10 protein-coding genes and 1 pseudogene are annotated in these 12886 nt (G+C 74.2%); 10 read left to right on the plus strand and 1 reads right to left on the minus strand.

Annotated features, from left to right (window positions below):
* Window positions 1-115 precede the first annotated feature (115 nt).
* From ACFWIC_RS01625 to ACFWIC_RS01655, 7 genes are all read left to right on the plus strand, one after another.
* Window positions 116-580: an SRPBCC family protein gene (locus tag ACFWIC_RS01625; protein ID WP_329948854.1), complete on the plus strand. Its 465-nt coding sequence runs from the start codon at window positions 116-118 to the stop codon at window positions 578-580.
* Window positions 581-936: 356 nt separating this feature from the next.
* The gene (gene egtA / locus ACFWIC_RS01630; protein ID WP_329948855.1) at window positions 937-2226 is read left to right on the plus strand and encodes an ergothioneine biosynthesis glutamate--cysteine ligase EgtA; all 1290 of its coding nucleotides are present in this window, start codon (window positions 937-939) and stop codon (window positions 2224-2226) included.
* The gene (gene egtB, locus ACFWIC_RS01635) at window positions 2223-3722 is read left to right on the plus strand and encodes an ergothioneine biosynthesis protein EgtB (protein WP_380514860.1); all 1500 of its coding nucleotides are present in this window, start codon (window positions 2223-2225) and stop codon (window positions 3720-3722) included. The genes egtA and egtB overlap by 4 nt, the downstream gene beginning before the upstream one ends.
* Window positions 3722-4471 (plus strand): ergothioneine biosynthesis protein EgtC, encoded by a 750-nt coding sequence (gene egtC, locus ACFWIC_RS01640; RefSeq protein WP_380514863.1) that lies wholly within the window; start codon window positions 3722-3724, stop codon window positions 4469-4471. The genes egtB and egtC overlap by 1 nt, the downstream gene beginning before the upstream one ends.
* Window positions 4472-4546: 75 nt before the next feature.
* A complete protein-coding gene (gene egtD, locus ACFWIC_RS01645) occupies window positions 4547-5518 on the plus strand; it encodes an L-histidine N(alpha)-methyltransferase (RefSeq protein WP_329948858.1) in 972 nt (323 codons plus the stop codon).
* A 146-nt stretch (window positions 5519-5664) separates the two neighbouring features.
* Window positions 5665-7101: a sugar porter family MFS transporter gene (locus ACFWIC_RS01650; RefSeq protein WP_380353366.1), complete on the plus strand. Its 1437-nt coding sequence runs from the start codon at window positions 5665-5667 to the stop codon at window positions 7099-7101.
* Window positions 7102-7220: 119 nt separating this feature from the next.
* The gene (locus ACFWIC_RS01655; RefSeq protein WP_380514866.1) at window positions 7221-8591 is read left to right on the plus strand and encodes a nitric oxide synthase oxygenase; all 1371 of its coding nucleotides are present in this window, start codon (window positions 7221-7223) and stop codon (window positions 8589-8591) included.
* Between the two features lie 140 nt (window positions 8592-8731).
* Here ACFWIC_RS01655 and ACFWIC_RS01660 read toward each other — a convergent pair.
* A pseudogene (locus ACFWIC_RS01660) lies at window positions 8732-9355 on the minus strand (TetR/AcrR family transcriptional regulator); the annotation flags it as partial.
* A gap of 123 nt (window positions 9356-9478) precedes the next feature.
* Between ACFWIC_RS01660 and ACFWIC_RS01665 the strand changes: the two are divergent.
* The 3 genes from ACFWIC_RS01665 to fabG all read left to right on the plus strand — a co-directional run bounded on the left by ACFWIC_RS01665 (window position 9479) and on the right by fabG (window position 12829).
* Complete coding sequence (locus tag ACFWIC_RS01665; RefSeq protein ID WP_329880403.1) at window positions 9479-10642, plus strand: acyl-CoA dehydrogenase family protein; 1164 nt, start codon at window positions 9479-9481, stop codon at window positions 10640-10642.
* A gap of 108 nt (window positions 10643-10750) precedes the next feature.
* Window positions 10751-11938, plus strand: coding sequence for a thiolase family protein (locus ACFWIC_RS01670; RefSeq protein ID WP_380514869.1), 1188 nt, complete (start codon window positions 10751-10753; stop codon window positions 11936-11938).
* A gap of 132 nt (window positions 11939-12070) precedes the next feature.
* The gene (gene fabG / locus ACFWIC_RS01675) at window positions 12071-12829 is read left to right on the plus strand and encodes a 3-oxoacyl-ACP reductase FabG (protein ID WP_380514872.1); all 759 of its coding nucleotides are present in this window, start codon (window positions 12071-12073) and stop codon (window positions 12827-12829) included.
* Window positions 12830-12886 lie beyond the last annotated feature (57 nt).

Consider the following 12886-nt stretch of genomic DNA (forward strand, 5'->3'; position numbering starts at 1 on the left):
TGCGTGCAAGCGGAGTGCCGTGGTCCTCCCGGTCGAGTTCGCGCCGGACCCGCCGGACCCGGCGAACCTGCCGAACCCGGACCGGGCCGGGACCCGCCCGGACTAGAGTGCGCCCGTGGATCTCAACCACTACCGGTTCCGCGGGACGTGGCGCCTGGCCGCACCGCCGGGCGCCGTGTACGCGGCCCTGGAGGACGTACCGGGCTACCCCCGCTGGTGGCCCGACATCCGTGACGTCCGGCAGACCGGCCCGGACAGCGGGGAGGTGCTGGTCCGCGCCCTGCTCCCGTACCGGCTGGTGATCCGGCTCACGACGACCCGACGGGACCACGGGGCCGGCGTGCTGGAGGCCGCCATGGACGCCGACCTGATCGGCTGGTCGCGCTGGACGGTCACGGCGGACGGCGCCGGCGGCTCCGAGGTCCTCTTCGAGGAGGACGCCCGCCCGGCCAGTGCCCTGCTGCGCCGCCTCGCCGTCCCCGCCCACCTGCTGTTCCGGGCCAACCACGCCGTGATGATGCACCGCGGCCGGCGCGGCCTGGCCGCCCACCTCGGGGCCGGTCCGGCGGACGGGGCCTGACGGCGAGGCACGGCGGCCGAGGTCGGCGGACGGCCGCGCACGGCGGCCGAACGGCGGCGGAACGACTGCCGAACGGCTGCTTCGGGGAGCCGCCGAAGGCCCGGCACCGGGCCTGATTCACCCTCTCGTACCCCTTCTGACCTGCGGTGAATCCTCTGCAGCAGATGTTTGTGGGGCGACTCCGCATGGTCCGTAGCAGACTGGGCAGAGTAGACCGGGCCGCAATCGTGATCCCGAGGATGGTGAGTCCGGTGATACCCGTTCGACCGACCAGCCCGCCCGACCGGCAGAGCGGCGGGCCGTCCGCCGCCGGACCCCCCGGAGGCGCACTCCGCCCCGGTGGGAGCCCCACCACGGTGACACCGCTCACCGAGTCCGAGGCGCGCGGCCACATGGCCGGCGTCTGCTTCAAGATCGGGCCGCCCCGCCTGGTCGGCGTCGAGCTGGAGTGGTTCGTCCACGACGACCGATGTCCGACCCACCCCGTCCTTCCGGAACGACTGCACGCCGCACTGAACGCACTGCCGCTCGGCGGCCCCGACGGGACCTCGCTCCCCTCCGGTTCCCGTCTCACCCTCGAACCCGGCGGCCAGGTAGAGCTCAGCTCCCCGCCCGCCGACAGCCTCACCGGCTGCGTCGCCGACACCCGGCGCGACCTCGCCGCCCTGCGGGCCGCCTTCGCGGCACAGGGCCTGCGGCTCACCGGTACCGGCACCGACCCCCTGGCCCGACCCCGCCAGATGGTGCTGGACCACCCGCGCTACGTGGCGATGGAACGGTTCTTCAATTCGGCCGGTCCCTGGGGCCGCATCATGATGACCGGCACCGCCTCCCTCCAGGTCTGCCTGGACTCCGGCGCGGAGAGCGGCCCGCACTCGCTCGACCGACGATGGCGCCTCGCCCACCGGCTCGGCCCCGTCCTGGTCGCCGCCTTCGCCAACTCTCCGCTGCTGGACGGCCGGCCCACCGGCCACCGGTCCACCCGCCAGACCGTCTGGTCCCGGATGGACCCCAGCCGCACGCTCGCCCCGTCACCGGACCACGGCGACCCGCGCGAGGCCTGGACCCGCTACGTGCTGGACGCCGAGGTCCTCTGCGTCCGCCGTCACGACGGCCTCCCGTGGACCGCGCCGGCCGGGCTGACCTTCCGCGACTGGCTGCGCGGCCGCGGCGAGCGCCCGCCCACCCTGGCCGACCTCGACTACCACCGCACCACGCTCTTCCCGCCGGTCCGCCCGCACGGCTACCTGGAGCTGCGGATGATCGACGCCCAGCCCGGCGACGGCTGGATCGTCCCCGCCGCCCTGGCCACCGCCCTGCTGGACGACCCGGTGGCCGCCGACGCCGCGCTCGCCGCGCTGGAGCCGCTGGAGTGCCCGGACGGACCGCGCCCGCCGCGCAGCGACGTCTGGCGCCGGGCCGCCACCCTGGCCGTGGCCGACCCCGAGCTGCGCCGCGCCACCCTGACCTGCTTCGCCGCCGCCGACGCCGCGCTGGGCCGGATGCCCGGGGCCGAACGGCTGCGCGCCGTCGTCGCCGAGTTCGCCGAGCGCTACCCCGCGCGCGGCCGCTGCCCGGCCGACGACCAGCTGGACGCCCTGCGCTCCGGCAGCCTACGCACTCCCCCGGAGGAGGCCGCACCATGACCGACGACGCCCGCACCGCCGCTGACGCGCACGCGGCACGGACCGTGCGCGACGCCCGCCCGGCCGGCACGCCCGCACCGGGACAGCCGACCGCTCCCTCCCCGACCCCCCTGTCGCCGGGCGCGCTGCCGACGAACGCGCTGCTGTTGGACGCTCTGCCGTTGGACTCGCTGCCGTTGGACTCGCTGCCGTTGGAGACCCTGCGCGAGACGATCGCCTCCGAGTTGCTGGCCGCCCGCGCCCGCACCGCCGCACTGACCGACTGCGTCGGGGAGCACGACCTCACCGCCCAGCACTCCCCCCTGATGTCCCCGCTGGTCTGGGACCTCGCGCACATCGGGAACCAGGAGGAGCTCTGGCTGCTGCGCAACATCGGCGGCCGCGACCCGATGCACCCCGAGATCGACCCGCTCTACGACGCGTTCGAGCACCCGCGGGCCGAGCGGCCCAGGCTGCCGCTGCTCCCGCCCGGGGAGGCCCGCGCGTACGCGCACGACGTCCGCGGCCGGGTGCTCGACCTGCTCGCCGCCAGCCCGCTGGAGGGCGCACCCCTACTGGACGCCGGTTTCGCCTTCGGCATGATCGCCCAGCACGAACAGCAGCACGACGAGACGATGCTGATCACCCATCAGCTCCGCCGGGGCGAGCCCGCCCTGGCCGCTCCCCCGCCGCCGCCCGCCCCGGCGGACGCGGCCGGGCTGCCCGCCGACGTGCTGGTCCCGGCCGGGCCGTTCACCATGGGCACCGACACCGAACCGTGGGCACTGGACAACGAACGCCCCGCCCACCGGGTCGACCTGCCCGCCTTCCGGCTGGACACCACGCCGGTCACCAACGGCGCCTACCTGCGGTTCCTGGCCGACGGCGGCTACGACGAACCGCGCTGGTGGACGCCCGAGGGCTGGGAGCACCGGCAGCAGGCCGGACTCACCGCCCCGCTGTTCTGGCGCCGGGACGGCGACCAGTGGCTGCGCCGGCGCTTCGGCGTGCTGGAGGCCGTACCGCACGACGAGCCGGTGCTGCACGTCAGCTGGTACGAGGCGGACGCCTACGCACGGTGGGCCGGGCGGCGGCTGCCGACCGAGGCCGAGTGGGAGAAGGCCGCACGGCACGACCCGGCCACCGGCCGCTCGCGCCGCCACCCCTGGGGCGACGCGTCACCGGCCCCGCAGCACGCCAACCTCGGCCAGCGGCACCTGCGCCCGGCCCCGGCCGGCAGCTACCCCGCCGGGCAGTCCCCGTACGGGGTGCGGCAGCTGATGGGCGACGTCTGGGAGTGGACGTCCAGCGACTTCCGGCCGTACCCGGGCTTCCGCGCCTGGCCGTACCGGGAGTACTCGGAGGTCTTCTTCGGGCCGGAGCACAAGGTGCTGCGCGGCGGCTGCTTCGCCGTGGCTCCGGTCGCCTGCCGGGGCACCTTCCGCAACTGGGACTACCCGATCCGGCGCCAGATCTTCGCCGGGTTCCGCACCGCCGCCGACGTGGATTCCGGCTGATGTGCCGTCACCTCGCCTACCTGGGAGAGCCGGTGGCGCCCCGGGAGCTGCTGGTGGCACCGCCGTTCGGGCTCTACCGGCAGTCCTGGGCACCGCGCGTCCAGCAGTACGGCACGGTCAACGCGGACGGCTTCGGCCTCGGCTGGTACGCGGAGGGCGACGACGTCCCGGCCCGCTACCGGCGGGCCGGGCCGGTCTGGGCGGACGCCTCCTTCGCCGATCTCGCCCGGGTCCTGCGCACCCGGGCGCTGCTGGCGGCCGTCCGCTCGGCCACCGAGGGCTGCGCGGCGGGCGAGGAGGCCGCCGCGCCGTTCGCCGCCGGACCCTGGCTGTTCAGCCACAACGGCGCCGTGGCCGGCTGGCCGGAGCGGCTGGGCGCGGTGGCGTCGCTGCTGCCGCCCGCCGAGCTGCTGGGGCTGGTGGCGCGGACCGACTCGGCACTGCTCTGGGCACTGACCCTGCACCGGTTGCGCGCGGGCGCGGGCCTGGGCGAGGCGCTGGCGGGCACCGTCGCGGACGTGACCGCCCACACGGACGGGCGGCTCAACCTGCTGCTCACCGACGGGCGGGCCGTCGCCGCGACGGCCTGGGGCGACACCCTGCACCACCGAACGGTGCCCGGCCTCGGCGTGCTGGTGGCCTCCGAGCCCTCCGACGACCACCCGGACTGGACGGCCGTCCCGGACCGGTCGCTGCTGCTGGCCGGCCCGGCCGGGGTCACCGTCACCCCTCTCGCCCGGGCCTCCTGAATCCTTCCCTCCCGAAGCCTTCTCTCCTGAAGATCTCCTCCTTTCTTCACTTCCTGAACAGAGGATCCATCTGCCATGAGCACCTTCGATCTCACCCGACTGCTGCCCGCCGACCACTTCAGCACCGCCCTGCGGTACGACGTGCAGCACGGCCTGACCTCCGAGCCCAAGTCGCTGCCGCCCAAGTGGTTCTACGACGCCCGGGGCAGCGAGCTGTTCGAGGAGATCACCCGGCTGCCCGAGTACTACCCGACCCGTGCCGAGCGGGCCATCCTGACCGCCCGGGCCGGCGAGATCGCCGCCGTCACCCGGGCCCGCACCCTGGTCGAGCTGGGTTCGGGCTCCTCCGAGAAGACCCGGCTGCTGCTGGACGCACTGCGCGACCTGGGCACGCTGGACGCGTACGTGCCGGTGGACGTCAGCGAGAGCGCGCTGGGCGCGGCCGGCGCGGCGCTCGCCACCGAGTACCCGGGGCTGGCGGTGCACGGCGTGCTGGCCGACTTCACCGCCCGGCTCGGCCTGCCGCCGGACGGCGGACCCCGCCTGGTCGCGTTCCTCGGCGGCACCCTCGGCAACCTGCTGCCCGCGGAGCGCGCCGCCTTCCTGCGCGGGCTGCGCGCCGCCCTCGACCCGGGTGACTTCCTGCTGCTCGGCACCGACCTGGTCAAGGACCCGGCGGTCCTGGTCGCCGCCTACGACGACGCGGCCGGGGTGACGGCGGAGTTCAACCGGAACGTGCTGAACGTGCTCAACCGGGAGCTGGCCGCCGACTTCGACCCGGAGGCCTTCGAGCACGTGGCGCTCTGGGACCCGGAGCGGGAGTGGATCGAGATGCGGCTGCGGTCACTGCGGGACCAGACCGTGAAGATCCCGGAGCTGGACCTGCCGGTCCACTTCGACGAGGGCGAGGAGCTGCGCACCGAGGTGTCGGCCAAGTTCCGCCGGGAGCGGGTGGCCGAGGAGCTGGCGGCGGCGGGCATGCGGCTCACCGAGTGGTGGACCGACGACGAGGGCCGGTTCGGGCTCTCGCTGGCCCGGCCCGCCTGATCGGTGGAGCCCTGCCGTCCCCTCCGATTTGATCGTTCACCTTACTAATCCAGGCCGGGGGCTACGGGCATCCCACGTACAACACTTGAACATTGAGGGGTTACGATCTCGGCTACCAAGCTCAGCGTTGAGTACCAGGAGTCAAGATCGTGAGCGTCACCCAGCAGCCCGCGGGGCCCTCGGCGGCCGAGACCGGGCCGTCGTCCGGCCGGCTCGGCTTCGTCGTCTTCATCACCGCCGCCGCGGCCCTCGGCGGCTTCCTGTTCGGCTACGACAGCTCCGTGATCAACGGGGCCGTCTCCGGGATCCAGGAGAAGTTCGGCGTCGGTGACGGCGTGACCGGGCTGATCGTCTCCTCCGCGCTGCTGGGCTCGGCGGTCGGCGCCGCGCTGGCCGGGCGGTTCGCCGACCGGTACGGCCGGATCACCGTGATGAAGGCGGGAGCGCTGCTCTTCGCGGTCAGCGCCGTCGGCTCGATGCTGCCGTTCTCCGCCTGGGACCTCGCCTTCTGGCGGGTCCTGGGCGGAGCGGCCATCGGCATCGCCTCGGTGATCGCCCCGACCTACATCGCCGAGGTCGCGCCGACGAAGTACCGCGGCCGGCTGGCCTCGTTCCAGCAGGCGGCGATCGTCCTCGGCATCGCCGTCTCCCAGCTGGTCAACTGGGTGCTGGCGGACGCGGCCGGCGGTGAGACCCGCGGCCACCTGCTCGGCCTGGAGGCCTGGCAGTGGATGCTCGGGATCTGCGTCGTGCCCGCCGCGGTCTACTTCGTGCTCGCCTCCACCATCCCCGAGTCCCCGCGCTTCCTGATCTCGGCCGGCCGCCTGGACGAGGCCCGCACCGTGCTCGCCGAGGTCGAGGGCAAGGACTCCGACACCGACGCCCGGATCGCCGAGATCCGGGGACTGATCGACACGGACCACCGTCCGCGCTTCCGCGACCTGCTCGGCGGACGGTTCGGTCTGCTGCCGATCGTCTGGGTCGGCATCGGGCTCTCGGTCTTCCAGCAGCTCGTCGGCATCAACGTGATCTTCTACTACTCGTCGATCCTCTGGCAGTCGGTGGGCATCGACCAGACCAACTCGCTGCTGATCAGCTTCATCGGATCGGTCATCAACATCCTCGGCACCGCCGTCGCGATCCTTCTGGTCGACCGGATCGGCCGCAAGCCGCTCGCGCTGATCGGCTCGGCCGGCATGGCCGTCGCACTGGGCGCCTGCGCCTGGGCGTTCTCCTCCGCCACCGGCACCGGCGACGACGTCACGCTGCCCGACCTCCAGGGCACCGTCGCGCTGATCGCCGCCAACGCCTTCGTGCTGTTCTTCGCGCTCTCCTGGGGCGTGGTGGTCTGGGTCATGCTCGGCGAGATGTTCCCCAACCGGATCCGCGCCGCCGCGCTCTCGGTGGCCGCCTCGGCGCAGTGGCTCGCCAACTGGGCCGTCACCGTCTCGTTCCCGGCGCTCTCGCGCTGGAACCTCTCCGCGACGTACCTCGCCTACGCGGTCTTCGCGGCGCTGTCGATCGTCTTCGTGGCGAAGTTCATGAAGGAGACCAAGGGCGTGCGACTGGAGGACATGGGCTGAGCCCCCGCCGAACCTCCCCGGCCCCCGCACCCTAGCGCCAAGAGCCCGGGTGCGGGGGCCGAATCGTTCACTCTCTGCGGCGCACCGGACACCTCCGGTATCCCTGGACGGCAGGAGGGATGTCCTTGATCTTCGACCGGCTTCGCACCCGCAGCGCCCGCAGACCCACCGCCGCGAACGGCGGGACCTGCCCGTACTCGCACGCCCACGTCCACGGCCACCTGGTGCCCGAGGAGGCGGCGGCTCCCGGCGGGGCGCCCCCGTCGGCCGACGCCGAGGGCCCGGAAGGACCTGAAGGCCCCGACGCCGCCTGGTCCGCGGACCAGGCGGACCCGGCCGACCCCGCGGACCCGGCCGACCCCGCGAGCCAGGCCGACCCCGCGAGCCCGGCGGACCTCGCGGACCACTTCACCGACCCCCGGCAGGCCGCCGACTTCGTCCGGCAGTTCCACCGCGAGCAGCCCGCCGCCGGGGACCCGGAGCCGCGCGTCCGCGCCGTCCTCGACGAGATCGACCGGACCGGCACCTACGAGCACACGCCCGCCGAGCTGGCCCACGGCGCCCGGCTCGCCTGGCGCAACGCCGCCCGCTGCATCGGCCGGCTGTACTGGCGCAGCCTCGTGGTCCGCGACCTGCGGCACCTGAGCTCCGCCGACGACATCGCCGCCGAGTCCTTCGAGCACCTGCGCACCGCCACCAACGGCGGGCGGATCCGCCCGGTGGTCTCGGTGTTCGCCCCCGACCGGCCCGGCCGTCCGGCGGCCCGCATCCTCAACCAGCAGCTCGTCCGGTACGCCGGCCACCCGACGGCGGACGGCGGGTGGACGGGCGACCCGGCCGGGGCCCGGCTCGCCGCCCGGGCCCGGGACCTCGGGTGGAAGTGCGGCGAGGATCGGTTCGAGGTGCTGCCGCTGCTGGTGCAGGAGCGGCCCGGCGAGCGGCCCGAGTGGTACGAACTGCCGGACGACACCACGCTCGAGGTCGACCTCGTCCACCCCGACCACGCGTGGTTCGCCGAGCTGGGCCTGCGCTGGTACGCCGTCCCGGCGATCAGTGACATGACGCTGGAGATCGGTGGTGTCCGCTACCCCACCGCCCCGTTCAACGGCTGGTACATGGGCACCGAGATCGGCGCCCGCAACCTGGCCGACGCCGACCGCTACGACATGCTCGCCACTGTCGCCGGGCGGCTCGGGCTGGACACCTCCCACGACCGCACCCTGTGGCGGGACCGCGCGCTGGTGGAGCTCAACGTGGCGGTGCTGCACTCGTTCCAGGAGGCCGGGGTGGCCATCGCCGACCACCACACCGAATCGGAGCGGTTCCTCCGGCACGTCGCGCAGGAGCGACGGCTCGGCCGGCCCACCCCGGCCGACTGGAGCTGGATCGTGCCACCGGTCTCGGGCGGGCTGACCCCCGTCTACCACCGGTACTACGACCCGGTGGACTCCTCGTTGCGGCCCGCGTTCGTGACCCGCGCGGCCTGGTGAGCACGGTCGGGTGCGGCGGAACCACCCGGACCGTCGGAACCGTCGGAACCGGCCCGGCCGTCGGAGGCGTCCGGGCGACCGGCCGCACCCGGTCCGCCCGCGGCGCCCGCAGCGCCCGCGGCGGCCACGGCGGCCGGACCACGCTCGTAGCGCAGGGCGAGCCCGTCGAGCAGCGCCTCCAGGCCGGTCTCGAAGGCGCCCTCGTCGATCGCCGTCCGGTGCTCGGCCAGCCGGTGGGCCTCGCCGAGGTGCGGGTAGTCGGCGGCGTCGTACAGCCCGGCGTCCTCGGGGAACCCGGCCGCGAACGAGGCCAGCGCCGAGCCGGTGACGAAGTACCGCATCAGCGCGCCGATCCGGGTCGCCTGCCCGCGCGGCCAGCCCGCCTCGACCAGGCACCCGAAGACGGCGTCGGCCAGTCGCAGCGCGTTCGGCCGGCGCCCGGGGCCCTGGGCGAGCACGGGGACGATGTGGGGGTGGGCGGCCAGCGCGGCGCGGTAGGAGCGGGCCCAGTCGCGCAGCGCCTCCGGCCAGGGCGCACCCGCGCCGAACATCGACAGGTCGACCTCGCCGATGACCCCGTCCACCACCGCGTCCAGCAACTCGTCCTTGGTGGCGAAGTGGTTGTAGAGGGACGGCCCGCTCACGGACAGCTCGGTGGCCAGGCGGCGGGTCGAGAGGGCGGCCAGCCCCTCCTCGTCGACCAGCCGCAGAGCGGCGGCGACGATGCGCTCGCGGCTGAGCAGCGGGGTTCGGGGGCGGGCCATCGGCGCGGTTCCTCCGGTCGGGTGGGTGTGGGGACCGATTCTGGCAGGTGCCCCTTCCCAGCGCGCCCGGTCGGGGCTACAGTCCCCTCGTAAAACTTGCAGCGCTAGTTTATCGGGGTCGCCATGAACCTGGAGCTCACCGAGGAGCAGGCCGCCGTCCGCGACCTCGCGGCCTCCTTCACCGACCGCGAGATCGCGCCGCACGCCGCCGCGTGGGACCGCGCCGAGTCCGTCGACCGCGCGATCATCGCCAGACTCGGCGCGCTCGGCTTCCTCGGCCTGACCCTCCCGGAGGAGTACGGGGGCAGCGGCGGCGACCACCTCGCCTACTGCCTGGTCCTGGAGGAACTGGGCCGCGGCGACTCCGCCGTACGCGGCATCGTCTCGGTCTCGCTCGGCCTGGTCGGCAAGTCGATCAACTCCTTCGGAACCGAGGAACAGAAGCGGCACTGGCTGCCCCGGCTCACCGCCGGCGAGGCGCTCGGCTGCTTCGCCCTCACCGAACCCGGCACCGGCTCGGACGCCGCCAACCTCACCACCCGTGCCGTCCGCGACGGCGACGACTGGCTGATCAGCGGCGCCAAGATGTTCATCACCAACGGAACCTGGGCCGACGTCGCCCTCGTCTTCGCCCGCACCGGCGGCGACGACCCCGACCGGCGGGGACACCGGGGCATCACCGCCTTCCTCGTCCCCACCGACCTGCCCGGCTTCACCCGCACCGAGATCCACGGCAAGCTCGGCCTGCGCGGCCAGACCACCGCGGAACTGGCCTTCGACGCCGTCCGGGTGCCCGACAGCGCCCGGCTCGGCGAGACCGGCAAGGGCTTCACCGTCGCCATGGCCGCGCTCGCCAAGGGACGCATGTCGGTCGCCGCCGGCTGCGTCGGCATCGCCCGGGCCTGCCTGGACGCCGCCGTCCGGTACGCGGGCGAACGCGAGCAGTTCGGTGCGCCGATCGCCTCCCACCAGCTGGTGCAGCAGTTGCTCGCCGGCATCGCCGTGGACGTCGAGGCCGCCAGGCTGCTCACCTGGAAGGTCGCCGACCACATCGACCGCGGACTGCCGTTCGCCACCGAGTCCTCCGTCGCCAAGCTCTTCGCCAGTGAGGCCGCCGTCCGGGCCGCCAACAACGCGCTCCAGGTCTTCGGGGGCTACGGGTTCATCGACGAGTACCCCGTCGGCAAGTACCTGCGCGACGCCCGGGTGATGACCCTCTACGAGGGCACCAGTCAGATCCACCAACTGCTCATCGGCCGCGCGCTCACCGGCGTCAACGCCTTCTGACCGCCCCTCCGGCCCGATCCCTCCGACCCGATCCCTCCGACCACACCTCCCGGCCTGACGACCACTCCGGCCGGCTGCCCCCTCCCTCCCGACAAGGAGCCCGACGTCGTGCGTCCTGTCTACTTCGCCGCCGCCCGCCGCACCCCCATCGGCCGGCTGCGCGGAGCGCTCGCCACGGTCCGCCCCGACGACCTCTCGGCGACCGTGCTGCGCGCCCTGCTCGCCGATCTGCCCGCCCTCGACCCGGCCCGGATCGACGACGTCTACTGGGGCGCCGCCAACCAGGCCGGCGAGGACAACCGGAACGCCGCCCGGATGGCCGTGCTGCTCGCCGGCCTGCCGGACAGCGTCCCCGGCGCCACCGTCAACCGGCTCTGCGCCTCCGGCCTGGAGGCGGTCACCATGGCCGCCCGGGCGATCGGCTCCGGCGAGGCGGACGTCGTGCTGGCCGGCGGCTGCGAGTCGATGACCCGGGCACCGTTCGTCCTCCCCCGCCCCGACGAGGCGCTGCCGCACCGGATCGAGACCTACGACACCCGGCTCGGCTGGCGGCTCACCAACCCGCGGATGCCCGAACTGCACGGTGTGCTGTCGATGGGCGAGACCGCCGAGGAGGTCGCCACCCGCTACGGCATCAGCCGTGAGCGCCAGGACGCCTTCGCGCTCCGCAGCCACCGACGAGCCGCCGCCGCCCGTAAGGACGGGCACTTCGACGCCGAGCTGATCCCGGTCGAGCGGCCGAACGGGGTGATCGTCGATGCGGACGAGTCGATCCGCGAGGACACCGGTCCGGAGAAGCTCGCCCGGCTCAAGCCCGCCTTCCGCCCCGAGGGCACGGTGACGGCGGGCAACGCCTCGCCGATGAACGACGGCGCGGCCGGGCTCGTCCTGGTCAGCGAGGAGGCGCTGCACGAGTTCGGCCTCCGGCCGCTCGGCCGGTACGTGGCCGGCGCCTCGGCCGGCGTGCACCCGGACGTCATGGGCATCGGCCCCGTGCCCGCCACCCGCAAGGCACTCGCCCGGGCCGGCTGGTCGCTCGGCGAGATCGAGGAGGCCGAGCTGAACGAGGCCTTCGCGGCCCAGGTCCTGGCCTCGGTCGACCAGTTGGGCCTCGACCCGGAGCTGGTCAACCCGACCGGCGGCGCCATCGCGCTCGGCCATCCGCTCGGCGGCTCCGGCGCCCGCATCCTCACCACCCTGCTGCACCGGATGCGCCGCACCGGCGGGCGCCGCGGGCTCGCGGCCATGTGCGTGGGCGTCGGCCAGGGGACGGCGGTCCTCGTCGAGTCGGCCTGACGGCCTGCCGCGCGGACTCGGACGACACCTGGCGCCTGACGACAGGCGGCAGACGACAGACGACGGGAAGCTGTCGGCAGCCCGTCCGCCGGCTTCCCGACCCCCTCCCGAAGAGCTACCGAAGGAACCGTTGTGACTCGTTTTGCAGGCAAGGTCGCCGTCGTCACCGGCGCGGCGCAGGGCATCGGAGCGGCCACCGCCCGGCTGCTGGCCGCGGAGGGCGCGGCGGTCGCCGTGGTCGACCTCGACGCCGGGCGGACGGCCGGCACGGTCGAGGAGATCACCGCCAAGGGCGGCACCGCCCGGGCGTACGGCTGCGACGTGGCCGACTACGACGCCGTCGAGGCGGTCTTCGCGCAGGTGGCGCAGGATCTCGGCGGCCTGCACATCCTGGTGAACAACGCCGGGATCACCCGGGACAACCTCTTCTTCAAGATGCCCAGGGCCGACTGGGACGCGGTGCTGACGGTCAACCTCACGAGTGCCTACAACTGCAGCCACGTCGCCCAGAAGTACATGGTGGCGCAGAAGTACGGCAAGATCGTCTCGCTCAGTTCGCGCTCCGCCCTCGGCAACCGCGGCCAGGCCAACTACGCCGCCGCCAAGGCCGGGATCCAGGGCCTGACCGCGACCCTGGCGATCGAGCTGGGCCCGTTCAACATCAACGTCAACGCCGTCGCCCCCGGCTACATCGCGACCCCGATGACCGCCGCCACCGCCGAGCGGGTCGGCGCCACGGCGGAGGACCACCGGACGGAGGTGGCCGCCCGGACGCCGCTCCGGCGGGTCGGGCAGCCCGAGGAGGTCGCCTCGGTGGTCGCGTTCCTGGCGAGCGAGGACGCCTCCTACGTCAGCGGGCAGACCCTGTACGTCAACGGCGGAGCGCGCTGACGGGCGCGCCCGGGCTCCGGCCCTGCGGCGGACGGCCGTCCCGGGTGGGCGCTCCCC

This window comes from Kitasatospora sp. NPDC127035, assembly GCF_042726075.1.
Taxonomy (GTDB): Bacteria; Actinomycetota; Actinomycetes; order Streptomycetales; family Streptomycetaceae; genus Kitasatospora.